At 58.1% G+C, this 25,057-nt stretch carries 16 protein-coding genes and 1 pseudogene; 4 read left to right on the forward strand and 13 right to left on the reverse strand.

Going from position 1 to position 25,057, the window contains the following annotated elements; translation table 11 throughout:
* Positions 1-178 precede the first annotated feature (178 nt).
* Together rpsG and rpsL are read right to left on the reverse strand one after the other, a co-directional pair.
* Positions 179-646, reverse strand: coding sequence for a 30S ribosomal protein S7 (gene rpsG, locus I6I72_RS04905; RefSeq protein ID WP_005527716.1), 468 nt, complete (start codon positions 644-646; stop codon positions 179-181).
* 6 nt (positions 647-652) lie between these two features.
* Entirely contained in the window at positions 653-1,024 is a 372-nt protein-coding gene (rpsL, locus tag I6I72_RS04910) for a 30S ribosomal protein S12 (protein ID WP_131771903.1), read from the reverse strand.
* A 672-nt stretch (positions 1,025-1,696) separates the two neighbouring features.
* On the opposite strand from rpsL, the gene I6I72_RS04915 reads away from it, so the two are divergent.
* Both I6I72_RS04915 and I6I72_RS04920 read left to right on the forward strand, forming a co-directional pair.
* Positions 1,697-3,490, forward strand: a complete 1,794-nt coding sequence (locus I6I72_RS04915) for a ribonucleoside triphosphate reductase (RefSeq protein ID WP_100087759.1) — start codon at positions 1,697-1,699, stop codon at positions 3,488-3,490.
* Positions 3,447-4,187: an anaerobic ribonucleoside-triphosphate reductase activating protein gene (locus I6I72_RS04920; protein ID WP_080970019.1), complete on the forward strand. Its 741-nt coding sequence runs from the start codon at positions 3,447-3,449 to the stop codon at positions 4,185-4,187. The genes I6I72_RS04915 and I6I72_RS04920 overlap by 44 nt, the downstream gene beginning before the upstream one ends.
* Here the strand turns inward: I6I72_RS04920 and I6I72_RS04925 are convergent.
* From I6I72_RS04925 to rplJ, 11 genes and pseudogenes are all read right to left on the reverse strand, one after another.
* A complete protein-coding gene (locus tag I6I72_RS04925; protein ID WP_005527710.1) occupies positions 4,168-4,719 on the reverse strand; it encodes a nucleoside/nucleotide kinase family protein in 552 nt (183 codons plus the stop codon). The genes I6I72_RS04920 and I6I72_RS04925 overlap by 20 nt on opposite strands.
* 19 nt (positions 4,720-4,738) lie before the next feature.
* Positions 4,739-5,509 carry an energy-coupling factor transporter transmembrane component T family protein gene (locus tag I6I72_RS04930; protein ID WP_034656507.1) on the reverse strand — a complete coding sequence of 257 codons (771 nt, stop codon included), beginning with the start codon at positions 5,507-5,509 and terminating at the stop codon, positions 4,739-4,741.
* The gene (locus I6I72_RS04935; protein WP_070509096.1) at positions 5,502-6,914 is read right to left on the reverse strand and encodes an ABC transporter ATP-binding protein; all 1,413 of its coding nucleotides are present in this window, start codon (positions 6,912-6,914) and stop codon (positions 5,502-5,504) included. The genes I6I72_RS04930 and I6I72_RS04935 overlap by 8 nt, the downstream gene beginning before the upstream one ends.
* Before the next feature lie 15 nt (positions 6,915-6,929).
* The gene (locus I6I72_RS04940; RefSeq protein WP_034656506.1) at positions 6,930-7,553 is read right to left on the reverse strand and encodes an ECF transporter S component; all 624 of its coding nucleotides are present in this window, start codon (positions 7,551-7,553) and stop codon (positions 6,930-6,932) included.
* Positions 7,554-7,794: 241 nt separating this feature from the next.
* A pseudogene (locus I6I72_RS04945) lies at positions 7,795-8,244 on the reverse strand (transposase); the annotation flags it as partial.
* 158 nt (positions 8,245-8,402) lie between these two features.
* Positions 8,403-12,818, reverse strand: a complete 4,416-nt coding sequence (locus I6I72_RS04950) for a YPDG domain-containing protein (protein WP_201807598.1) — start codon at positions 12,816-12,818, stop codon at positions 8,403-8,405.
* A gap of 404 nt (positions 12,819-13,222) precedes the next feature.
* Positions 13,223-17,215: a DNA-directed RNA polymerase subunit beta' gene (locus I6I72_RS04955; protein ID WP_201807600.1), complete on the reverse strand. Its 3,993-nt coding sequence runs from the start codon at positions 17,213-17,215 to the stop codon at positions 13,223-13,225.
* A gap of 129 nt (positions 17,216-17,344) precedes the next feature.
* Positions 17,345-20,839, reverse strand: coding sequence for a DNA-directed RNA polymerase subunit beta (gene rpoB, locus I6I72_RS04960; RefSeq protein ID WP_201807617.1), 3,495 nt, complete (start codon positions 20,837-20,839; stop codon positions 17,345-17,347).
* A gap of 232 nt (positions 20,840-21,071) precedes the next feature.
* Positions 21,072-22,025, reverse strand: a complete 954-nt coding sequence (locus I6I72_RS04965; RefSeq protein WP_049151615.1) for a DUF3068 domain-containing protein — start codon at positions 22,023-22,025, stop codon at positions 21,072-21,074.
* A 133-nt stretch (positions 22,026-22,158) separates the two neighbouring features.
* Complete coding sequence (rplL, locus tag I6I72_RS04970; protein ID WP_034656606.1) at positions 22,159-22,545, reverse strand: 50S ribosomal protein L7/L12; 387 nt, start codon at positions 22,543-22,545, stop codon at positions 22,159-22,161.
* A gap of 76 nt (positions 22,546-22,621) precedes the next feature.
* Complete coding sequence (rplJ, locus tag I6I72_RS04975; protein WP_049151616.1) at positions 22,622-23,143, reverse strand: 50S ribosomal protein L10; 522 nt, start codon at positions 23,141-23,143, stop codon at positions 22,622-22,624.
* Positions 23,144-23,437: 294 nt separating this feature from the next.
* Here rplJ and I6I72_RS13885 point away from each other — a divergent pair, with 294 nt between their 5' ends.
* Positions 23,438-23,974: a deoxyribodipyrimidine photo-lyase gene (locus I6I72_RS13885; protein WP_322090680.1), complete on the forward strand. Its 537-nt coding sequence runs from the start codon at positions 23,438-23,440 to the stop codon at positions 23,972-23,974.
* A 9-nt stretch (positions 23,975-23,983) separates the two neighbouring features.
* A complete protein-coding gene (locus tag I6I72_RS13890; RefSeq protein ID WP_272706996.1) occupies positions 23,984-24,751 on the forward strand; it encodes a cryptochrome/photolyase family protein in 768 nt (255 codons plus the stop codon).
* Positions 24,752-25,057 lie beyond the last annotated feature (306 nt).

The raw sequence follows: 25,057 nt of genomic DNA on the forward strand, positions 1-25,057 counted from the left end.
TGTTTAATTTTGCCACGTCTTGGACTCGTTAGCAGCTTCAGGCCGCTAATTGCCCAGAAAAAAGGTCCGAGCAACGCTATTTAGTTTGTGTTTCCAGCGCTTCTCTAAGTACAAGAAGTACAGAAGCACTGTTAAGCGCGAACTTTTACGTTGCTCGGACCATAGGCATACGCCGGTATTACCAGCGGTAGTGCGCGAAGGCGCGGTTAGCCTCAGCCATCTTGTGAGTGTCTTCACGACGCTTCACGGAAGCACCAAGACCGTTGGAAGCATCCAAAATCTCGTTAGCGAGACGATCGATCATGGTGTTCTCACGACGCTGGCGGGTGAAGGTTACCAACCAACGCAGAGCGAGGGTGTTAGCACGAGCCGGCTTGACCTCAACTGGAACCTGGTAGGTAGCGCCACCGACACGGCGGGAGCGAACCTCGAGGTCCGGGCGGATGTTGCCCAGAGCCTTCTCCAGGGTGCCGACTGGGTCGGTACCGGTCTTCTCACGGCAAGCCTCGAGAGCACCGTAGACGATGCGCTCTGCGGTGGACTTCTTGCCATCGAGGAGGATCTTGTTCACGAGCATGGTGACCTGCTCGGAGTTGTATACCGGGTCCTTAACTACAGGACGCTTCGGAGCAGCATTCTTACGCATTGTTGATTACTGTCCCTTCTTTGCACCGTAGCGGGAACGAGCCTGCTTGCGGTCCTTAACGCCCTGGGTATCCAGTGCGCCACGGATAATCTTGTAACGAACACCCGGGAGGTCCCTAACACGACCGCCGCGGACGAGCACCATGGAGTGCTCCTGCAGGTTGTGGCCCTCACCTGGGATGTAGGCGGAAACCTCGATGCCGGAGGTCAGGCGAACACGAGCAACCTTACGCAGTGCAGAGTTCGGCTTCCTCGGGGTGGTGGTGTAAACACGGGTGCAAACGCCACGACGCTGAGGGGAACCCTTCAGCGCTGCGGTTGCAACCTTGGAGCGCTTATCATGGCGGCCCTTGCGGACCAGCTGCTGAATAGTTGGCATAAATCTAGTCTTTCTGTATGACTTCGGCTGAACTGACCGATGCTGCCCAAACACGCAAAAATAGGGGCTCTTTTCCGGGGCCCTTCCGCATGTCCAGAACATCAATCAGCCATTCAAGCCGATTAATCGATCAGACTTTTCACCCTACATGAAGGCGAAACCTCTTCGAACAATAGCAGCGACACGCAAAACGTCCAAATTTCGCCTACCCGGCTTTTCCTCCCATCACCACAGGCAGTCAATCGCACGACGCTTGACGACGCCGCCCCTCACTCGAGGCAGCTGTGACAAATTCCCCGGAACTTTCCACTCCACCCAAAATCGGGCTTTAAGTTTCACCTATAGAGGCAACAATCACAGGCACTAAATAGGCACATACCCTTTCGAACTTTCACCAAACAGGACACTACATATAGGGTCTCACACTCCAAGACCTCCCATATCTTGTATTTCGTCGACCCACCCCGCCACAAATTACAGCTATGTTATTCCGTGACGCCCAGCGCCGCGCGGTGGCTTTTCTGCCATCTCGGCTTACTGCAGGTTCTCCCAAATGAATGCGGTCGCCATTGCTTTCCCTATATGCGCGCCTGGGCATGCCATCAGAGCTGGAAAGGCAGCGAGCTTTTCGCTGTACCAGCGCTCCATTTTCATAACGAAGGGAAGAACTACATGGGTTCACGGACCATTAACGTCGCAGATTCCATCGAGGAGTACTTGGGCCGGCGTGATTGGCGCATAAACGCCAATGCCAATCAGGATTTCTCGTTGGGAGGATTGATTCTTAACAATGCGGGCAAAGTAACTGCCAATTACTGGCTGGATGAGGTCTTTTCGGAAGCTGCGGGTAATGCCCACCGAGCAGGTGATATTCATATCCACGATCTAGACATGCTCAGCGGCTATTGTGCTGGCTGGTCACTGCGCCGCGTCCTCGAGGAAGGCTTCGGTGGTGTTCCCGGCACGATTTCCTCGGCGCCACCGAAGCACTTCTCCTCCGCGTGCGGTCAGATCGTCAACTTCTTAGGCACGCTGCAGAACGAGTGGGCGGGCGCGCAGGCCTTTTCTAGCTTCGATACATATATGGCGCCTTTCGTGCGGCTGGATAACCTCAGCTACGGCCAAGTACTTCAATACATGCAGGAATTTATCTTCAACCTGAACGTGCCTTCGCGCTGGGGTACGCAGACGCCGTTCACGAATCTCACCTTCGATTGGCACTGCCCCACCGATCTGCGGGATCAAACCCCGCTCATCGGCGGCGAGCCCGCCGACTTCTGTTACGGCGACTTGGAGACGGAGATGGCCATCATCAACCGTGCTTTCATCGAGGTGATGTCGCAAGGTGATGCCGACGGCAGGCCATTTACCTTCCCGATTCCGACCTACAATATCACGCCGGATTTTGACTGGGATAGCAAGAACGCCGAGGCTCTGTTCACCATGACAGCCAAGTACGGTCTGCCCTACTTCCAGAACTTCCTTAACTCCGATCTTGACCCCGGCATGATTCGCTCAATGTGTTGCCGCCTGCAGTTGGACCTGCGCGAGCTATTAAAGCGCGGCAATGGCTTGTTCGGCTCCGCCGAGTTGACCGGCTCCATCGGCGTGGTCACGCTCAACTGCGCACGCCTGGGCTACCTCTACCGCGGCGACGAGGAGGCGCTGTTGACGCGCGTCGCGGAGCTGGTAGATCTCGGCGTCGACACGCTCGAGCGCCGCCGCGCCTTTGTTAACAAGTGCTTGGAGAAAGGTCTTTTCCCCTATACCAAGCGTTGGCTGCCCAGCTTGGATAACCACTTCTCCACTATCGGCGTCAACGGCTGCAACGAGATGATCCGTAACTTCACTGCCGACACCTACGATCTCACCGATCCGCGCGGCCGCGCTCAGGTATTGCGTCTGCTGGAGCGGGTTCGCGCACTGCTTGTCGACGCCCAGGAAAGAACCGGGCACCTTTATAACCTTGAAGCCTCGCCTGCCGAGGGCGCTACCTATCGCTTCGCACGCGAGGACCTGAAGCGCTACCCAGACATCCTGCACGCTGGCAGCGAAGAAGAACCGTATTACACGAATTCCTCGCAGCTTCCCGTCGCGCACACTCCCGATCCCTTTGCCGCACTCCAAGCCCAAGAGGATCTGCAGACCCAATACACCGGCGGCACCGTGCTGCATCTCTACATGGGCTCAGCAATGTCCTCCGGTAAGGCGTGCGCGAACCTCGTGCGCCGCTCGCTGGAGAACTTCCGACTGCCCTATGTCACCATCACGCCGACCTTTTCCATCTGTAACTCCCACGGCTATATCTCCGGCGAGCATCCGCACTGCCCCGACTGCGGTTCCAGCACTGAAATGTGGACGCGCGTGATGGGCTATTTCCGGCCAGTCTCCAGCTTCAACACGGGCAAGAAGGGAGAGTTCCATGAGCGCGAGTACTTCGACGAGAGGCTTGCGGCCGGCGTTTAAGACTGCGCCTTCGTTGCAAGCGCCGAAGCTAAGTTCCAGAACGCAGCTGCCGATTGGCGGGCTTATCCCCTTCTCGGCAACAGATTGGCCAGATCACCTGACCATGACGTTGTTCCTCAACGGCTGCCCGCTGCGGTGTAGCTACTGCCATAACCCGCAGCTGCAGGTCTTTGGGCCGGGAAGCTATAGCTGGCAGGACGCGCTTTCCTTGCTGTGCTCGCGCCGCGGGCTACTCGACGGCGTGGTTTTCTCCGGCGGCGAGCCACTTTCCGCGCCCGGGCTGCCGCAGGCGATAGCCGAGGCCCACGCGGCTGGCTTTAAAGTTGGCCTCCACACGAGCGGCTATCTACCGGGCCGGTTGGACAAGCTCATGGCCCATCCCGAAACACGGCCGGAATGGATAGGCATCGACGTCAAAGCCCTGCCGGAAGACCTGCCGCAGGTCACCGGCTGCAGCCGTGCCCAAGCGCAGCGGATGTGGGAGTCCTTCTATCTTTTGGCAGATTATGCGCGGACAGGGCGGCTATCGCTGCAAGCCCGAACCACATTGTGGCCAGGGTCGGGCATCGAGGCACGGCTTCCCGAACTGGAAGAACGCGTTGCGCAACAGGGGCTTAAGCTGGTGCGCCAGTGGGCGCACGACGTCGACAAGCACGGCGTCTACTGCGGGGCGGAAGCTACTGCCATACCCACGTAAAATCGGCGTCGGCGGCGTGCTCGGAGAAGTAAACCTTCTCCTGCGCCTCCCAGGTCTCGAACCACTCTGCGTAGTGCGGATCACGCTCGATGGCTCGCTCATAGCGCTTTTCGCGCGGGCCGTCGAGGCGCACCGTAATCACGGTGCCGCGCTCCTTAGCCGCAGCAATGTTTTCCGGAGTAACCGCACCGACGCCCTCCACGATGAGATCGTCGCGTGCATCCAAGCTCGCCCACTCACCCGGCGCACCGGCCTCCCAATCCCAGCGCCAATAGCCGGGATTGGTCTCGCGCAGCACCTGCTCGGCAACCATCCGGGAGCCCTGTTCAAGCCCGTGCCAACCGGGATAGAACTCGTCCAGGTGCACCACACGCCAGCCTGCTCTATCGGCGAGGGCGGCGCAGGCCCACGTCTTGCCTGCACCCGATGGCCCATCGATGAGCACCGTCACCGGCTTGAAGGGTTTCTTGCGCGTCGCGGCAGCCTTGATGACATCCTCGATGAGGCGGTCGAGCTGACTGTCGAAGTCCATGCTTCGTGGCCCTTTCGTCTTATAGACCGAAGAATCTCCAGGAATCTGTAACTACCGACGCTACCACCGGCACCGCTGCCAAAAGTGAACCGGCTAACATGATGAGCCAATCTTTCCTACTCACACGCGACTCGCGCGCCCACGTGCGTGACGGCGAGTACAGCGGAGTACGTCCAAAGCCGCGGGCCTCCATCGCCGTGGCCAGCTTGCCTCCGCGGCGCAGCGCAACTACCAAGAGACCGAAGGACATCGTAAGCAAATGCTTAACCTTGCCGCGATCCCCCAATCCCCGCGCCCTCCGAGCACGAGCCATGGAATCCCAGTCGTCTCGAAACAGCGTCGCCATGCGCACACCGGCGACCGCGCCAATAACAAAACGCGAAGGCAGGCGAAGGTTTTGCGCCAGGGCGTCGCCTAAGCGTGTGGGATCAATGTCGCGCGCGAGGACAATCATTGGCAGCGCTACCGCGAGCACACGCAGCATCATTGCCACTGAAAGGGTCACCGAGTTCTCCGAAACCACGATGAGCCAAAGCCGGAAGTAAACCTCTCCGCCCTCGGCGCCATACAGCAGCATCGAAACGCCAGACAGTGCGGCGAGGATAAACAGGAACCATCCGCTTCTTATGAGCTTTCCCCAACTGACTCCACACAGCGGCGCAAATACGAAGGTGATGACCAAAGAAACCGCGGCGGAGACCCAATCCACCGAGAGAAACAACGGCAAGGTCAGCGCCAGCATAAGGTAAACCCGCGTCAATGGGTTTACGTCGGACAAGATATTAGGCACGCGGCACCTCCACGCGGTTGTCGCCGAGAGCCGCGATGAAGAGGGGGTCGTGGGTTACCGAAGCAATGGTCACTCCCTCATCGCTTAACTCGCGCAGCATCCACACCAGTTCCGCGAAGGTCTGCGGATCTTGACCGAACGTCGGCTCATCAAGCAAGAGCACCGCCGGCGCGCTCACCAGTGCTGTTGCCACCGACAGGCGCCGTTTCTCTCCGCCCGAAAGTGTGAAGGGGTTGGCGCCAAGCAGCTGCCCCAAACGCAGGCGCTCCACTAGTTCCGCGATGCGCTTTTCTGGAACCTCCTCGCCCATCACTCGGGGTCCCACGCGTAGCTCATCGGCAACGCTGCGCGCGACGAATTGATGTTCTGGGTTCTGAAACACGTACCCAATGCGATGCGCGAGCTCGCGCGACTTCCACGTTGCCGGGTCTCCTTTGAGGCCGCGGCGCACGTGCTCGGCGACGCCCACCTCACCCGAGGTATAAGGAAGCAGTCCCGCCATGGTTTCCAGCCAGGTAGTCTTGCCAGCACCATTGGGGCCAGTCACCACGGTTGAAGCTCCCGCAGGAAGCTCAAAGGTACGCGGCGGACCAAAGCGGGTAGCCAAATCCTGCGACCACATCGCTGGCTCAAGGCTGGATACGTCTTGCGGAACGCGAGCCTGCGGCAGCGTGGGCATCACCTGGGCGCGGGCTTCTAGGACCTGCTCGATAGGCGCGTCTAATGCAACCTGCCCGTCCTCGATGAGTAGTCCGCGTTGCAGCAGGTGACACCATCTATCTGGCTGGTGCTCAACCACGATGAGCGTGGCCCCGGTGCGCTCCACCAGCTGGGTCACCGCACAAACCACCGAATCGGCGCCCTCTGGGTCAAGGTTCGCCGTGGGCTCGTCCAACAAGATGAGCCCGGCGCCCATCGCCATCACTCCCGCCAAAGCGAGGCGTTGCTTCTGACCACCAGACAGACGTGCGGTGGGATGGTCGTGTGGAAGATCGAGCCCGACCACCGATAAAGACTGATCGACTCGACCCCAAATCTCGGAGCGCTCAAGGCCGAGGTTCTCGCAGCCGAAAGCAACGTCGTCACCCACTCGCGAGGAAATTACCTGGGAATCAGGATCCTGCAGGACCAGCCCCACTGGCATGCCTTCGCCAGGCCACTCACCATTGCTCGCGGTAGCAGCTCCGAAGAGCTGGATCTCTCCTACCTGCTCGCCTTCTTCATCGCCACCGAGCACTCCGGCAAGAGCCGCCAAGAGCGTGGACTTGCCAGAACCGGAGTCGCCGCACAGCAGAATTTTTTCGCCCGGCTCGACGTGGAAAGTAACATCCCGCAGCGCCGGCTCCGCGCGCCCGGCATGGGTCCAGCCGAAGCCTTCTACGCGGATGCCTGTTCCAGAAACCATTCTTGAAAGCGCTTCTTAAGCCTCGCGGCCGGCAGCAAACCGGTCGAGCGCGCCAGTGGCTGCTAGCGCCTTAACCGTGAAGTAGCCCAGAACGCCGGCCAGGATCGCACCAGAAAGGCCGGTGCAGACCAAGTAGATAATGTTGTATTCAACGGAGCGGGCTAGGTGGCCGGACGTGAAGAGCTCCAAAGTCCATGCACCGACGCCGGCGGCAAGGCCAGCGATGGTGGCAACAAGCAGGTTAAAAGAACGGTAGGCAAAGATGGCGAAGACAATCTCCACGCCGATGCCTTGGGCGAAGCCAGAGAGCAAGGTTGCCGCGCCCCACTGGGAACCAAGAGCTGCGGAGACGCAGGCAGCGAGCAGCTCCACGAAGAGCGCCGCTCCCGGCTTGCGGATGATGAGCCCACCGAGCACTCCTCCCAGCAACCAGATGCCAGAGGCCAAACCGCCCAGGCCAGGGGTAAAGGCATCGAGAGCCTGGTAGCCGGCATAACCCGCGGTGTTCCAGAACAAGAAAATCAGGCCACACGCCACGGACAAGACCGCGGCCACGACGATGTCGACGACGCGCCAGCGGCGGTTGGACTTTCCAGCCGTGTGTGCAGTGCGTGCCGAAGATGCAGGTGTAGTAGACATTTTCCTCCCTCGCGCCGGTATTACCCGGATCAGGTGCAACGGTTCCCATATGTGGGGTCTCAGCCTTCTCCCTCGCAAACTACTGCGTTTGTTGTTCCTTAGTTACGGTCTAAAGAGGGAGAAAGCACCCGTGTTCGCTGTGTAATTAGATAATTTCGTCAACTTGGACCCACTAATGCTAGCAAAAGTAGAAAAGCCTCATGTAAATGAACTACGCCCCGCTTTCCGGACTGAGTTAACTCTAAATGGTTTGGGCCGTTGCAAGGGCTTGGTTCCGATATTGCATCGGGGCCAGGCCCTTGAATTGTTCCTGTAGTCGGGTCGTGTTGTACCACAGGATGTAATCATCAATAGCTTGGCAGAACTCCTCGACACTGTTGAAGTAAGCACCGTGGTACATCTCAGATTTCAAGTGACCGAAGAAGTTCTCCATCACTGAGTTGTCATAGCAATTGCCTTTCCAAGACATTGCCTGCACGCCACCAACGGTTGTAATCAAGTCACGACAGCTGGCGTGCTGGTACTGGAAGCCTTGGTCGGTGTGCACAATGAGTCCTTCACCTGGACTAAACAGGGCAATGGCATCCGATAACGATCTTGATGTGAACTTGGTGTTCGGTGATGTAGACAGCGTATGAGCCAAGATGGTTCGGTCAAACAGATCCATAATCGGCGATGAGGTTACCCTCGTTTACCACTATCTGACAATAGAAAACGATCGGCCGTTGGCCCTGGCAATCCTTGCGGACTGTCAGGGCCAACGGTCGATAGTGTTTTCTAATCGGTGGGAAGACTATGCCCTTCCCGTGGCGAGGAAGTGCGGGCCTTCAATCAGCCCCGCACTCACGACTACTTGGAGGAGCTAGAAGAGCCGGAGGAACCAGCGCCTGGAGCACAGGCGTTAACTAGCAAACCCAAAGCGAGTGCGCCAGCCGCGGCAAGTGCAATTGCGCCGCCGATTCGGCCGGCCTCTGGGCTAGCCTTCTTCAGCATCAGGTCGATCTGGCCTAGTTGCTTTGCCAGCGGTTCGTTATAGATTCCCAGCTGCTTCTGAAGCTCGATGTTCTTCTGAGCTAATTGGCGATTGATGCCATTAATCCTTGCAGAAACCTGCTCTACCATTGGGGACAGGCCCGGGATATGCATTTGGGAAGCCAAACCAATAGGCAACAGCAACAACAGTGGCAGGCCAATACCTGCAGCAGCCGGTGCGCAGCGCTGCCAATCAATGTCGGAGGAACCTCCTGGAACCTTGGTATCCGGGGTCTCAGCATCCGGTTTCTCGACTAGGTCAGCAACGCCATTGTTGTTCTTGTCGGTTACACCGGTATCGCCAAGGCCGTCACCGTCTTTATCAGTGACCTTTCCTTCAGGAACATCGGACTCGTCCTTGTTGGACTTGCCGTCACCGTCGGTGTCCTCATCACCATCATTGGTGCCATCACCATCGGTATCCGGGTTCAGCGGATCAAGGCCAGCTGCCTTCTCATCATCATTGGAAACCCCGTCGCCATCTGCATCAGGATCCTCTTCATTGATGATGCCGTCGCCGTCCTTATCGCCCTTCGGACCATCCTGGTCATCCTTATCGATGATATCCGGAATGCCATCACCGTCAGAGTCCTTGGACTTATCAACAGACGGGTCAGACTCCTCCTTGTTGGACTTGCCGTCACCGTCAGCGTCCTCATCACCATCATTGGTACCATCACCATCGGTATCCGGATTGTACGGATCAGTACCGGCAGCCTTCTCATCAGAGTTATTGACACCGTCACCATCGATATCCGGATCAACCGCATCCAGAATACCATCCTTGTCGGTGTCGTTGGTCAACGGACCGTCTGTGATGTCAGCGTTACCGTCCTCAGGATCCTTGTCGGTTACACCGGTATCGCCAAGGCCGTCACCGTCTTTATCGGTGACCTTTCCTTCAGGAACATCGGACTCATCCTTGTTCTTCTTGCCGTCACCATCGGTGTCCTCATCACCATCATTGGTGCCATCACCATCGGTATCCGGGTTCAGCGGATCAAGGCCAGCTGCCTTCTCATCATCATTGGAAACCCCGTCGCCATCTGCATCAGGATCCTCTTCATTGATGATGCCGTCATCATCCTTATCACCCTTCGGGCCATCCTCATCATCCTTATCGATGATATCCGGAATGCCATCACCGTCGGTATCGGTGGTCGCATCCGTGTCCGGGTCAGACTCCTCCTTGTTGGACTTGCCATCACCGTCAGCGTCCTCATCACCATCATTGGTGCCATCACCATCGGTATCCGGATTGTACGGATCAGTACCGGCAGCCTTCTCATCAGAGTTATTGACACCGTCACCATCGATATCCGGATCCTTAGAATCTGGGATTCCGTCACCATCGGTATCCGGATCTGCAATCATGCGCTCAGTCACGGTGAGCTTGAATTCATCCGTGGCATCCTTACCGTTCAAGGACGCCTTCACCTCAACATCATAAGAGGTCAGATCAGCATCCGCAGGAACAGTACCCTCAATGGCCTTGGTCTCCGGGTTGTACTTCAGGAAGTCAGGAAGACCAGTTACAGACACCTCAGAACCGTCAGTCGACTTGACCGGAATAGACACCTTTTCACCGCGCTGAACCTTGGTATCCGGGATTGCATCAATATTAACGTCGACTACGACGGTGACACTTACCTCAACGGTCTCCTTAGAATTATCCGGATAAGTAACCTCAACCGGAACAGTGATCTTGGAACCCGCCTTGGCATCCTTCGGAATCGGAACAGTGATCTTACCAGTGGTCTCATCAACCGTTACACCAACCGGAGCGCCTGCACCCGGAGCGAACTTAGTATCCTTCGGTGCCTCGGTCTCCTTACCTTCCTTGTCAGTAAAGGTCGGAGCAGGAACCGTCACATTATCGCCCGGCTTACCAGAACCATCCTTGTACTTAGGATCGAACTTATCCTTGTCCGCCTCAACAGGAGCATCCGGCTTCTCAACGGTGACAGTTACCTCAACGGTCTCCTTAGAATTATCCGGATAAGTAACCTCAACCGGAACAGTGATCTTGGAACCCGGCTCGGCATCCTTCGGAATCGGAACAGTGATCTTACCAGTGGTCTCATCAACCGTTACACCAACCGGAGCATCCGCACCCGGAGCAAACTTAGTGTCCTTCGGAGCCTCGGTCGCATTACCGTCCTTGCCAGTAAAGGTCGGAGCTGGAACCGTCACATCATCGCCCGGCTTACCAGAGCCATCCTTGTACTTAGGATCGAAAGATTCACTATCCTTCGAACCTGGTGCCTTCAGATCAAACTTCACAGGAACCTCACGCGATACTGGTTGAGCACCCTCAGCAGGGGTCCATGTGGCCTTTACGAGCACCTCGTTTTTACCTTCAACCTGTTTACCCGCAGGCCATGTAACTACGCCTGTCGAAGGATCGATCTTCAAGCCCAGTTTTTCAGCAACAGCAGGATCCGCGAACTCGAAGGTTGCACCTTGCGGCTTTTCTTCGACAACGTCAGTGTTCGGGTTGTCAAAAGACGGCTTGGCTTCAAGATCTTTTTCCTTGGCTGTGCCTGTGGTGTCGTCGTAACGAACGACGGTCGGGTCGGCTAGGAAAGAATCCGCCAGAAGCAGCGTGCCCGTGGGATTGCCCGAAGCATCGGCAGCGAATACCTGAGAAGAGTACACAGTCGGCTTGGAGAGATTCTTCGGGACCGTGAAGTCACAGGACTTCAACGCACCTAGCTCGTCAGCTTGAACAGTGCAAACCGTCTTATCAATTGGCTTACCGTCCGCAAACCACTGAATAGCATACGTCTGGTTAGGAACCAGACCGGCAGTCTTCGACTTGGCGGTATCACCAGGAGCTGCGGTGTGAGAAGCATTGTCGAAGTTGAAGACGTCATGATTTGGGCGCGGAGTCAGCAACGCGAAGTGCTGGACAGAAATGTTCGCTGACGCGAGCTCAATACCGAGGTTTCCGCCATGCGGGGGCTGGAACATGTTGTCCTGGTAATTACCCATCCATAGGTCGCGATTATCACCGACTACCGGATACAAGTACATATACTCCGTGTTGATGTGGCGGTGACGCTGGCCTACGGTGCCGTTCCACTGCATTAGGTTTCCGTGCGCTTCGTCTTCTTTGGAGACGAGCTTGCCCCATTCTTCGTCAGTGGTTCGGCCGCCCTTGTTGTAGCGGCCAATGCCATACAAACCAGCAAATGGAAGGTAGAAAGAACCGTCGTCTTTTACGTAAGCTACGCGAGACTCTGCGATATGGGAGCCTGTACCGTGCTCAGCTTGGTATTTCTCAACGATTTCCCCTTGGGCAACACGGAACTGTTCACGAGTGTAGTTCTTGTGGTCGTCCTTCCACTTGTCAAACTGACGTGCTACCTCATCGTTAACATAAGATCCGACGACTTTGACACCGGTAGCAGCTCGGTCTGAAGAACCCTTGAAGTATTGGTTTGCCAGGGAGCCCATGGACTCATTATTCTCCCACCAGACACTGCCACGAGCCGTGCCATAATTTCCACCTTCGGGCCACTTTTTATCGGTAGTCGGAGCTTCAGTCCAGTCCGCCTCAGGCTTCGCAAGCCAGTTGTCTACGTTCGGACGCTCTTGGAAAACAACCTTTGCCCCCACAATGCGATTAATGCCAGCCGCGAAATCCCAGCTCTCCCATTTACGAGTCAGACGATCATGGAAGCGACCGCTGTACATGTCGCCGCCGGCCGCCAAGGTGTACTTGTCCGGGTCTGGATTTTCTGCCCACGTGCGGACTTGAAACGCTCCATCCCCCGCCAACTGGAATTCAATAGGGTTACCCAGGCCGTCTTTTGGAGGATTAGACAAGTCGAAGACAAACTTGCCTTCAGAATCTGAGGTGGTGTAGTAGATGGGCGAAACTTGGCCCTTGCCATTGATGTACTGCAAGAAAACCTTGACACCAGGCATAGCCTCGTCAGGTTCATTCTGCGCTTCCGGCCCTGAGTCGCGATCCAAATAGACCGTACCCTGGTACCCCCGCTTTTGACCCCAGGTACCATCCGCTTTAATAGCAGTCGCTTCCGAAGTGCCTCGCGGATCAACACTGCGATCCTGCGCAGGTGCTGCGTCCTGAGCAACAGCAACCGGCGTAGCAGCCGGATTCACAACTGGATGGACAAATGGAGCCACGAGAGCCACAGAGAGAGCAGCGGCAGCGATGGAAGTGCCGCGACGGCGAGTCACGCCGCTAAAGCTTTTCATATTCATGAAACGCCTTCCTTATGAAAATTTAGAAACATCAGAGAACAGGTTCTCACCCTATAATCTGCAACTGGACGTACGGGAAGCTTAGTTTTAACTGAGTCCGCACTGTCCCCAACCTGAAACGCTATCGAATATCGCTGGGTAGCGCAACCGCTATCACCATTTAATACTGTTATCACTATCAATGACTAACAGTTTCTACATTCCGAAAGAGGGGGGATCTGCCTAGTCAGTGCACCTTGGTTTTCCACCTAGCTCGTATACGTGGCAAAACAGCTTAAGTTTATTCTTAGAAAGATACGCACCCTCTGTTAGCTTCGTCGTTTTCGCATAGAAAAAGCGTGTCTGGGGCCCAGACACGCTTTTTGTTGGGTCAGAAACTACGACGTTGCTGACCTCGCTTTTACCTAGAAGGTGAAGTCCTCATCCAACGGGACGGATGCGCCGGTGAACTCACCGAAGCCATCGTCGCCGTAGATGGAATCGCCGTAAGTCGGGATAGAGTACGCAGCGTTGCGTGCGGCCTCAGTCGGCTTAACGGAGATGTTGCGGTAACGCGAGATACCGGTACCAGCCGGGATGAGCTTACCGATGATGACGTTCTCCTTCAGACCAATGAGCTGATCGGAGCGCTTGTTGATAGCGGCGTCGGTAAGCACGCGCGTGGTCTCCTGGAAGGAGGCCGCGGACAGCCAGGACTCGGTAGCCAGCGATGCCTTGGTGATACCCATGATCTCGGAGCGCAGCTGAGCTGGCTCGCCGCCCTCGGCAACCTGTGCGGCGTTAACCTGCTTGGCCTCGGAGAGGTCAACCAGAACGCCCGGCAGGTAGTCGGTGGAGCCGGAGTCAATGACGGTGCCGCGACGCAGCATCTGACGGATGATGATCTCGATGTGCTTGTCGTGGATGGCCACACCCTGTGCACGGTAAACAGCCTGAACCTCGTCGATGAGGTGCTTCTCCACGCCACGGCGGCCGAGGACCTCAAGCACGTCGTGCGGGTCAGCCGCACCGCGCATGAGGCGGTCACCGGTGCTGACGTGATCACCATCACGGAGGGAGCGCTCGATCATTGCATCCGGGTTGGACTCCATCGGGCGGCGGACCTGTGCCAGACCCTGACGCTTCGACAGCTTCTCGTAAACCACGTTGTCCGAACCGTCGTCCGGAGTGATGGTCAGGGTCCAGAAGTTGCCCTCATCCGACAGGGACACGGTGCCGTCAACGGAAGCGATCGGCGCACGGTTCTTCGGGTTACGGGCCTCGAAGAGCTCCTGAACACGCGGCAGACCACCGGTAATATCGCCACCGACACCACCCTGGTGGAACGTACGCATGGTCAGCTGGGTACCCGGCTCACCAATGGACTGCGCAGCCACAATGCCGACTGCCTCGCCGATATCGACGAGCTTGCCGGAGGCCATGGACTTGCCGTAGCACTTCGCACAAACGCCGGCTGGGGTCTGGCAGGTCAGCACGGAGCGAACCTTAATCTCGGTAACACCAGCGCGCAGGATCTCTGCGGTGAGCGCCTCGGTCAGGTCGCTGCCAGCCTCAGCAACAACGGTGCCGTCCTCAGCCTTGACGTCAGAAGCGACAACGCGGCCGGAAGCGGAGGTTTCCCACAGCTCATCGAATACCGGGGTGCCGTTAACCAGCTCGCCCAGCGGAACGCGGACGCCCTGGCGGGTGCCACAATCCTCTTCGCGGACGATGACGTCCTGTGCCACGTCGACGAGACGACGGGTGAGGTAGCCGGAGTCCGCGGTACGCAGTGCGGTATCGGCCAGGCCCTTACGGGAACCGTGCGAGTTGTTGAAGTACTCCAAGACCGACAGACCCTCACGGAAGGAGGTCTTAATCGGACGGGTGATGTAGTCACCCTTGGAGTTCACGACCATGCCCTTCATGCCGGCCAGGGTCCAGATCTGACGCATGTTACCTGCTGCACCAGACTTAACGATCATCGGAATCGGGTTGTCATCCGGGTAGAGATCCTCGACTGCCTTACCAACGGTGTCGGTAGCGTCCTTCCAGAGCTCAACCAGGCGGTCGTAACGCTCACGCTCGGTAAGCGCACCCTGCTCCCAGTACTTGCGCTCGATGCGCTGTGCTTCCTTCTCGTAAGACTCGAGAACCTCGGTCTTGTTCGGAAGGACCAGAACGTCGTCCATGGTGATGGTCACGCCCGAGCGGGTTGCCCAGTAGAAACCAGCATCCTTCATCTTGTCCAGAACCTGGGCAACGGTGATCATCGGGTACTTAGCAGCGAGGTCGTTAATGACGTCACCGAGCAGTACGGAGTTCTTAGCCCCGCCCTTACGGACCATGACGCCCTCGAGGTACGGGTAGTTCCAAGGCAGCAAGTCGTTGAACATGATGCGGCCAAGGGTGGTCTCAGCCATCCATGCCTGGCCCTTCTGCCAACCATCAGGGAACTGCTCAGCCTCAACTTCTGCCGGCGGACGCAGGTGGGAGATGCGGACCTTGATCGGGGCCTGCAGGCCTAGAACGCCGCGGTCGCGAGCCATGATTGCTTCAGCGTAGGAGGAGTAAACGCCGGTAGCCGGACCGTTCTCGGTGGCCTCGGTGTAGCGACCCTCGCCGCCGATCTCGCCCTCAGCCTTGTCCATGGTCAGGTAGTAAAGACCGGTAACCATGTCCAGACGCGGCATAGCCAGTGGCTTACCGGATGCCGGGGAAAGAATGTTGTTGGAAGCAAGCATGAGGACACGAGCCTCTGCCTGAGCCTCAGCGGACAGCGGCAGGTGAACTGCCATCTGGTCGCCGTCGAAGTCAGCGTTGAACGCCTCACAAGCCAGCGGGTGCAGCTGAATTGCCTTACCCTCAACGAGCTTCGGCTCGAATGCCTGGATACCCAGACGGTGCAGGGTAGGTGCACGGTTCAGCATCACTGGGTGCTCGGAAATAGCCTCTTCCAGAACGTCCCACACCTCAGGGCGCTGGCGCTCAACCATGCGCTTAGCGGACTTGATGTTCTGTGCGTAGTCGTTTTCCACCAGACGCTTCATGACGAATGGCTTGAACAGCTCGAGAGCCATAAGCTTCGGCAAACCACACTCGTGGAGCTTCAGCTGCGGACCGACGATAATAACGGAACGGCCAGAGTAGTCAACACGCTTACCCAGCAGGTTCTGACGGAAACGACCCTGCTTACCCTTGAGCAAGTCAGACAGGGACTTCAGCGGGCGGTTGCCCGGTCCGGTGACCGGACGGCCGCGACGGCCGTTGTCGAAGAGGGCGTCAACAGACTCCTGCAGCATGCGCTTCTCGTTGTTCACGATGATCTCAGGAGCACCGAGATCGATCATGCGCTTGAGGCGGTTGTTGCGGTTGATAACGCGGCGGTAGAGGTCGTTCAGGTCGGAGGTAGCAAAGCGGCCACCGTCCAGCTGAACCATCGGGCGCAGCTCTGGCGGGATAACCGGAATTGCATCCAGGACCATGCCAGCCGGATCGTTACCGGAGCGTAGGAAGGCTGCAACGACCTTCAGGCGCTTCAGCGCGCGCATCTTCTTCTGGCCCTTGCCATTGTTGATGATTTCCTTGAGCTCTTCAGCCTCAGCCTCGAGATCGAAGCTGCGGATGAGGGTCTGGATAGCCTCGGCACCCATGCCGCCGGTGAAGTAATCCTCGTAGCGGTCGACGAGTTCTTCGTAGATGGTCTCGTCGATGATCATCTGCTTCGGAGCCAGCTTCAGGAAGGTGTTCCAGATTTCATCCAGGCGTGCGACCTCGCGCTCGCCGCGCTCGCGGATGTGCTGCATCTCCTTGTCTGCAGCGTTCTGGACCTTGCGGCGTGCGTCAGCCTTTGCGCCAGCAGCCTCCAGCTCAGCCAGATCCTGCTCGAGCTTTGCAGCGCGCTCTGCGATCTCTGCCTCGGTGTCATCCTCAACGTCCTTCTTCTCCAGAAGCATCTCTGCCTCCAGGGTGGACTGGTCGTTGTGGCGAGCCTCTTCATCAACAGAGGTGATGATGTTGGCAGCGAAGTAGATGATGCGCTCCAGGTCCTTCGGAGCAAGGTCCAGAAGGTAACCCAGGCGGGAAGGAACGCCCTTGAAGTACCAGATGTGGGTTACCGGAGCAGCCAGCTCGATGTGGCCCATGCGCTCACGGCGAACCTTGGACTTGGTGACCTCGACGCCGCAGCGCTCACAGATGATGCCCTTGTAGCGAACGCGCTTGTACTTACCGCAAGCGCACTCCCAGTCACGGGTTGGGCCGAAGATGCGCTCGCAGAACAGGCCGTCCTTTTCCGGCTTCAGGGTGCGGTAGTTGATGGTCTCAGGCTTCTTAACCTCGCCCTTGGACCAACGGCGAATGTCATCGGCAGTGGCCAGACCGATGCGGAGCTCGTCGAAGAGATTTACGTCAAACACGTAATGTCTCCCTTTCATCCCCACGAATAGTGCGGGGAACGTTGATGGCTTTTAAAAATCTTTATGCGGTGTGCCCGCCGCCCCATCGGACGGCGGACCAGAAAGCTTTAGTCTCTTGGCTCTTGAGTCTTAGGCGATGTCAGCGTCAGAACGCTCGTCGCGAGACAGGTTAATGCCCAGCGATGGACTATCCATGTCGTCATCGTCAGAGCCAGACAGCTCCATCGGGGTGCCGTCGGTGGAGAGGACCTCCACGTTCAGACACAGCGACTGCAGCTCCTTGAGGAGAACCTTGAAGGACTCCGGGATGCCTGGATCCGGGATGTTGTCGCCCTTCACGATTGCCTCGTAGACCTTGACACGGCCGACAACGTCGTCGGACTTGATGGTCAGGAGCTCCTGCAGGGTGTAGGCAGCGCCGTATGCCTGCATTGCCCACACCTCCATCTCACCGAAGCGCTGGCCACCAAACTGTGCCTTACCACCCAGCGGCTGCTGGGTAATCATGGAATAAGGACCAGTGGAGCGAGCGTGAATCTTCTCGTCAACCAGGTGGTGCAGCTTAAGCATGTACATGTAGCCGACGGAAACCGGGTACTTGTATGGCTCACCAGAGCGTCCGTCGAAAAGCTGTGCCTTACCGTGCTCGTCAACCATGACGTCGCCGTCGCGGTTCGGGCGAGAGGATGCCAGCAGGCGACCAATCTCTTCGTTGGAAGCACCGTCGAACACCGGGGTTGCGGTCAGGGAACCAGCCGGGACGTCGTAAAGCTCTTCCGGCAGGGTCTTGAGCAACTCAGCGTTCTTTGGATCATCAACGTCGACCTTCCAGCCGGCGTGTGCCAGCCAGCCGAGGTGCACCTCGAGAACCTGGCCGATGTTCATACGACGCGGAACACCGTGGGTGTTCAGGATGACGTCAACTGGGGTGCCGTCAGCCATAAATGGCATGTCCTCTGGAGGCAGGATCTTGCCCACGACGCCCTTGTTACCGTGGCGGCCAGCGAGCTTGTCGCCGTCCTGGATCTTGCGCTTTTGAGCGACGTAAACGCGGATCATCTCGTTGACGCCCGGTGCCAGATCGTCGTCGTCTTCGCGAGAGAAGCGCGCAACGCCGATGACCTTGCCGTTCTCACCGTGAGGAACCTTCATGGAGGTATCGCGAACCTCGCGAGCCTTCTCACCGAAGATGGCGCGCAGCAAGCGCTCCTCCGGGGTCAGTTCGGTCTCACCCTTCGGGGTGACCTTACCGACGAGGATGTCGCCTGCGCGAACGTCAGCACCGATGCGAACGATGCCTCGCTCATCCAGGTCGCGCAGAACATCGTCAGAGACGTTCGGGATCTCGCGGGTAATTTCCTCGGGGCCCAGCTTGGTATCGCGGGCATCGATCTCATGTTCCTCGATGTGGATGGAGGTCAAGATATCCTCTTCCACGATGCGCTGGTTCAGGATGATTGCATCCTCATAGTTGTGGCCCTCCCACGGCATAAACGCAACCAGCAGGTTACGGCCGAGGGACATCTCACCGTTGTGGGTACCTGGGCCGTCAGCCAGAACCTGGCCGGCCTCGACGCGCTGACCAAGCTCAACAAGCGGGGTCTGGTTGTAGTTGGTGCCCTGGTTGGTGCGCTCGAACTTACGCAGCATGTAGGTGTCGCGCTGGCCCTCGTCATCCATGATGGTGATGAGGTCTGCGGTGACATTTTCTACAACACCAGCCTTCGGGGTGATGATGAGGTCGCCGGCGTCGTAAGCCGCGCGCTGCTCCATACCGGTACCAACAAAAGGTGCCTCGGAACGAACCAGCGGCACAGCCTGGCGCTGCATGTTCGCACCCATCAGCGCACGGTTAGCATCGTCGTGCTCCAAGAACGGAATCATGGCGGTTGCCACGGAAACCATCTGGCGCGGGGAAACGTCAACGTAATCGACGCCGGAAGCGTCGGTAACTCCGATGTCGCCGTCCTTCAAACGGACCTCGATACGCTCGCCGATGATGGTGCCATCAGCATCTTTCTCGAGCTCAGCCTGTGCAATAGCGAACTTGTCTTCCTCATCCGCGGTGAGGTACTCGACCTGGTCGGTGACCTTGCCGTCAAGAACCTTGCGGTACGGGGTCTCGATGAAGCCAAAGGCGTTCACGCGAGCGTAGGAAGCCAGGGAGCCGATCAGACCAATGTTCGGACCCTCAGGAGTCTCAATCGGGCACATACGGCCGTAGTGAGAAGCGTGAACGTCTCGGACCTCAATGCCGGCGCGCTCACGGGACAGACCGCCTGGGCCCAGTGCGGACAGGCGGCGCTTGTGGGTCAGACCAGACAGGGAGTTGTTGTGGTCCATGAACTGGGACAGCTGCGAGGTACCAAAGAACTCGCGAATGGCGGCAGAAACCGGACGCACGTTAATCAGCGAGGTCGGGGTGATGGACTCAGCATCCTGGGTGGTCATGCGCTCACGCACAACGCGCTCCATACGGGACAGACCAACGCGGATCTGGTTCTGAATGAGCTCGCCCACGGTACGCAGACGACGGTTACCGAAGTGGTCGATATCGTCAGTATGGATCGCGATGGTCTCACCGTTAGGTGCGATCATCTCGCGCTCGCCGACGTGGAGGCGAACCAGGTACTCGAGGGTGACAGCGATGTCTTCTTCGGTGAGGGTCATGAGACCGTCGTGGTCGCCGCCCAGACCCAGCTTGCGGTTGACCTTGTAGCGGCCCACCTTTGCGAGGTCGTAGCGCTTTGCGCGGAAGAAGGAGTTGTCCAGCAGGGACTGAGCGAGCTCGCGGGTCGGCTGCTCGCCTGGGCGCTGCTTGCGGTAGATCTCCAGCAGAGCCTCGTCGGTGTTTGCAACGCCGTCGGACTCGAGGGTGGACATCATGAGCTCAGAGAAGCCGAAGCGATCCTTGATCTGCTGCTCGGACCAACCAAGGGCCTTGAGCAGAACGGTCACCGGCTGGCGGCGTTTACGGTCGATACGAACGCCGACGGTGTCGCGCTTGTCGACGTCGAATTCCAGCCATGCACCGCGGGAAGGAATGACCTTCACGGAGTGCAGCGGACGCTCGGTGGACTTATCGATGGTCTGATCGAAGTAGACGCCCGGGGAGCGAACCAGCTGGGAAACGACAACACGCTCGGTGCCGTTGACGATGAACGTACCCTTGTCGGTCATCATCGGGAAGTCGCCGATGAAGACGGTCTGAGACTTAATCTCCTGGGTGTCGTTGTTGATGAACTCTGCGGTCACGTACAGCGGCGCGGAGTAGTTAATGTCCTTTTCCTTGCACTCGTCGACGGTGTTCTTCACCGGCTCGAAGCGAGGCTCCGACAGGGACAGGGACATATTGCCCGAGTAGTCCTGAATCGGAGAGAGTTCCTCAAGGATGTCCTCAAGGCCGCTGGTGACGCGAGCCTCTGGACCGCGCTCGGCTTGCTCACGTTCACGCCACTCAGGCGTGCCGATCAGCCATGCGAAGGAATCGAGTTGTAGATCAAGGAGGCCCGGGACGGCGATCGGCTCGCTGATTTTGGCGAACGAGTATCGCTTCGGGGCTCCAGGGATATTGGCCACTGACTTGGTCTGGCGGGAGACTGCCAAGATGGGTCCTTCCAGCACCTCACGCGGATTGCCTCCTCGCCCTGGCCGACGAGGTGCAAAACCGCTGGTAATTTTAGCATTCGGTCTGCTGTGGAATTTCTGGGTTCAGAAAGCACAAAATCACCTTGTCAAGTCGGTTTTGCCATCACCTACTTGAAAGGCTAAATGTGCACTGAAGATCCAGATTCCAGCGCAACGATATAGCTTATATGAAAACTCTCACCATGTAAAGGCTGAATTTTGCGTGTCGTTACCCGCGGCGACGCGAGAAAGCACCCAGCGATCCAATCAGACCGATCAGTGCCAAGAGCGCTCCAAGGCCCAAGCTGCCCCAGCGGACAGCATTACCGACTGCCGGCTTCGGGAACTTTGCGGCCTCCGCTAGGAATGCTGAGCGATCCTCTTCGGAAGTCTTGCCCTCGAACATGAACTGGGTCTCGCGGCCCGCACCAGTGCGGTCGCCCCAATAGTCATCGATGGCCACGTCCATTCCTACCACCAAGCCGGTCGCTTGATCCACGTAGAAGTCGCGTGTCGCCTTGTGAAACAGGTAGCCCTGCTCAGTGGAGTCGTCCTCGTTGCGGAAAATGGTCGTGGTCTGCCCTGGGTACAGAGTTGCGAGATTAGTTGGCTCTACTTCTTGGTGAAAGCGATATACAGTACGGCCGTCGATGTCCATCTCCTCTTCAAAGACGGCGTCGGCCGCCTTGCGCAAGCACGGGTCGAAGACTGGGTAGGTCGTCTGCTCAGTCGAGGCTGGGAACTTCATCCAGTTGCCGTCCACCGTGACCTTCGCCGTGGGGCTGCCGAGGGTGTGCGTAAGGGTGGCGTCGTCAAGCGCCTGCCCGCTTAAGCGATCCATGGGGTAGCTCCACACCCGGGCCATGCTCAAGTCTGCGAGCTCGCCGCTGTCCCCGCGCATGGCGGACTCGCCGATGCGGACAGTGACCTTCTCATCGTCTGAAGGGTCCTGCATTTCCATGTTGAGCTGATAGGTCATGGGCCCTTCGTAGGCGCTGGTCCCCTCTCCGGTGACCACTTGCGACTTGGCAGAGTCATCGGTGAGCGTCCACGTGGTCTTCTCGAGGTCCAGCGGCAGGCGCGGTTCGAAGTCGAGGAACCTCGGTGCCGCGAGTCCGGCGGCGATCAACGCAACGCCGAGGCCGAGCAACAGGACGGAAAAGATACGGGATTTGGGCAGCATGGTGGCTTATTCTACAGGCCGTGGTCGCCTGCTTTGGAATTCGCGCGCGGGTCTGGATGGGTAAAGTGCAAAGCCTCCTAAAACGGGAACAACCCCGCCTCCCAAAAGGGAAACGGGGTCGTAGCAAGCTAAATTACTTGAGCTCGACGGAAGCGCCAGCCTCTTCGAGCTTAGCCTTTGCAGCCTCAGCGTCGTCCTTGGAAGCGCCCTCGAGGATAGCCTTAGGTGCGCCCTCAACGAGCTCCTTAGCTTCCTTCAGGCCCAGGCCGGAAACGATCTCGCGAACAGCCTTGATGACGCCGATCTTCTTTGCGCCAGCGTCGGTCAGAACGACGTCGAACTCGGTCTTCTCTTCCTCAGCAGCGCCACCAGCAGCCGGTGCGCCTGCAGCTGCAACTGCAACCGGAGCAGCAGCCTCAACGTCGAAGACCTCTTCGAATTCCTTAACGAACTCAGAGAGCTCGATGAGGGTCATTTCCTTGAAAGCTTCAATGAGCTCGTCCTTGGTGAGCTTAGCCATGATGGCCATCCTTTCTTTTGGGCCAGTTTCTGACCCAGATTGTGGTGTTTTAATTTGTGCGCCTTATGCGGCGACTTTAAGCTTCGGCAGCCTTCTTGTCCTGCAGGGCCGCAGCGGTGCGGACCATCTTGGTTGCAGGAGCGTTGAATACGGCCGCAGCCTTTGCCATAGAACCCTTCATAGCGCCAGCCAGCTTCGCGAGAGTGGTCTCGCGGTTGTCCAGCTCGGCAATGGCAGCAACCTGCTCTGCGGACAGAGCGTTGCCATCCATGTAGCCGCCCTTAACGACGAATGCCTTGTTGTCATCAGCGAACTTCTTGATGACCTTAGCGGCATCCACTGCCTCGCCCTTGATGAACGCAATAGCGGTCGGGCCAGTCAGCTTGTCGTCAAGACCTTCGATGCCAGCCTCGTTAGCGGCGATCTTGAAGAGGGTGTTCTTGGCGACGGAGTACTCAACGTCAAAGCCGAGGTTGTTACGCAGCTCCTGGAGCTGGGAAACGGTCAGGCCGCGGTACTCGGTCAGCACGATGGACTCAGCGCCAGCGAGCTTCTCCTTGAGCTCCGCGAGATCTGCGGTGTTCTTCGGGTTTGCCATGTTCTACTTCGCCTCCTTTCGAAACATCTCTGTAAATTTCCGTCGAGACATCTTCAATAAAAAATGCCCCGTGCAAGAGCACAGGGCGCGCGGCATAAGAAAATGCCGCGATTAATCGCAAAGTGTCTCCTGCGTGGGCCGCCCCATTGAGTTGGGAACCTTCGATCCGTTTCCGGATGACCGACGGTCTTCGGTGAAACTTGGTCAGACTTCTCGTCTGTTCAAACTTCGTTGGGTACTTTACTTCCGCGCTGCTCAAAAACCAAATCGCAGCCTTCACTTAAGCTTGCCACCATGACCACTCTGTATTGGATTCGCGATGATCTACGCCTGCACGACAACCCCGCGCTCACGTGGGCGGCTTCCCGCGGCGAGGTGATCACCTGCGTCTTAGATGAGCCCGCATACCCGGGCAGCCGCCCACTGGGCAGCGCGACTGCATGGTGGAGGGAGCGTTCTCTTTCCCGTCTAGCAGCTAACCTTGCTTCCTATAACGTGCCGTTGTACAGGCTATACGGCGACGCGCGCTCGGTCCTTCCTGCCTTCGCCGCCACCCACAAGGTCTCGGCGGTGTGCTGGAACCGGCGCTATCATCTACCGACAATCGACGCCACCGCCAAAGACACCCTCCTCGCTCAAGGCCTTGAGGCCCACTCGTTTGCTGCCCATTGCCTGGTAGAGCCACACGCCGTTAAACCCTTTAAGGTCTACAGCGCTTTTGCACGCGCTGCCCGTGCCGTTCTGCAAGACACCATGCAGCCGGCACTCGGGGTCCCAGACCTCCACGGCCCCGGTGCTATCGCCTGGGAGGAGCTCCCCTCGCCCGGCTGAGCCGCGTCTTTGGCGGAATACTGGACGCCCGGCGAAAAAGCCGCCCGCGACAGACTCGCATCGCTTGATCTCTCTGACTACGACAAAGGCCGCGACTTCCCCGCTCGCCCCGCAACCTCTCGACTTTCACCCCACCTGCGTTGGGGCGAGGTTTCCGCGCGGGAAGTCTGGCAATTTGCAAGTGCCCTGCCGACAGACGCCTCGAGCTTTCACTCTGAGCTGCTCTGGCGCGACTTCGCCTGGCACCGCCTCTACCACGTCCCCGACCTCGCAACAGAGCCTGTGCGGGAGAAGTTCCGCAACTTCGATTGGTACTGGGACGGCGGCGGAATCGACACCTCCGGAAAAGACTCGCGCCCGCATCCCCTGCCGGAGCTACAAGCCTGGCGCACGGGCGAAACGGGCATCCCGCTTGTCGACGCCGGCATGCGCGAGCTCTGGCAGACCGGCTACATGCACAACCGCGTGCGCATGGTCGTTGGCTCGTTCCTGACGAAGAACCTCGGCATCCACTGGCGTCACGGCGAGGAGTGGTTTTGGGACACGCTAGTCGACGCCGATCCCGCCTCCAACCCCTTCAACTGGCAATGGGTTGCCGGCTGCGGTGACGACGCCTCGCCCTTCTTCCGCATCTTCAACCCGCAGTTGCAGGCCAGCAAGTTCGACCCCGACGGCACCTACGTGCGCCAGTGGGCACCGCCGCTTAGCCCGCCGCCCATCGTGGACCTCAAGGAGTCGCGGCAGGCCGCCTTGGACGCTTACCAGGAAATCCGTTAGACAGGACTACCGCCCAGGCCCGGTCAGTATCCCATCGCAGCGACGTACACGGGCTCCGCTGCCAGCCAAGCTTTCGCACTCAGCGCAATGCCTATCTCCAATCCGCAGGGAATCTGGTACTGCATCGACAATATCCTGCCCCTGGGTTAGTATTTCGACACGAGTTGCGACATAGGGCACGGCGTCGCGTCGACGGCGGCACCGTCGCAATTTATTCTTCTTCGCGCAGGAACAGGCTGACAATCTCTGCACGCGGAGACGATGACCAGTACCGTTGAAATATGACCTTTTCTCGCGTCTACTCGT

This window comes from Corynebacterium striatum (assembly GCF_016728105.1).
GTDB lineage: Bacteria > Actinomycetota > Actinomycetes > Mycobacteriales > Mycobacteriaceae > Corynebacterium > Corynebacterium striatum.

Bases quoted from the DNA above. Each gene is read 5' to 3' on its own strand.
- I6I72_RS04965 (WP_049151615.1), bottom strand. From the start codon at position 22,025: ATGCTGCCCAAATCCCGTATCTTTTCCGTCCTGTTGCTCGGCCTCGGC.
- I6I72_RS04950 (WP_201807598.1), bottom strand. From the start codon at position 12,818: ATGAATATGAAAAGCTTTAGCGGCGTGACTCGCCGTCGCGGCACTTCC.
- I6I72_RS04940 (WP_034656506.1), bottom strand. From the start codon at position 7,553: ATGTCTACTACACCTGCATCTTCGGCACGCACTGCACACACGGCTGGA.
- I6I72_RS04935 (WP_070509096.1), bottom strand. From the start codon at position 6,914: ATGGTTTCTGGAACAGGCATCCGCGTAGAAGGCTTCGGCTGGACCCAT.
- I6I72_RS13885 (WP_322090680.1), top strand. From the start codon at position 23,438: ATGACCACTCTGTATTGGATTCGCGATGATCTACGCCTGCACGACAAC.
- rpsG (WP_005527716.1), bottom strand. From the start codon at position 646: ATGCGTAAGAATGCTGCTCCGAAGCGTCCTGTAGTTAAGGACCCGGTA.
- rplL (WP_034656606.1), bottom strand. From the start codon at position 22,545: ATGGCTAAGCTCACCAAGGACGAGCTCATTGAAGCTTTCAAGGAAATG.
- rplJ (WP_049151616.1), bottom strand. From the start codon at position 23,143: ATGGCAAACCCGAAGAACACCGCAGATCTCGCGGAGCTCAAGGAGAAG.
- I6I72_RS04920 (WP_080970019.1), top strand. From the start codon at position 3,447: ATGAGCGCGAGTACTTCGACGAGAGGCTTGCGGCCGGCGTTTAAGACT.
- I6I72_RS04915 (WP_100087759.1), top strand. From the start codon at position 1,697: ATGGGTTCACGGACCATTAACGTCGCAGATTCCATCGAGGAGTACTTG.
- I6I72_RS04925 (WP_005527710.1), bottom strand. From the start codon at position 4,719: ATGGACTTCGACAGTCAGCTCGACCGCCTCATCGAGGATGTCATCAAG.
- rpsL (WP_131771903.1), bottom strand. From the start codon at position 1,024: ATGCCAACTATTCAGCAGCTGGTCCGCAAGGGCCGCCATGATAAGCGC.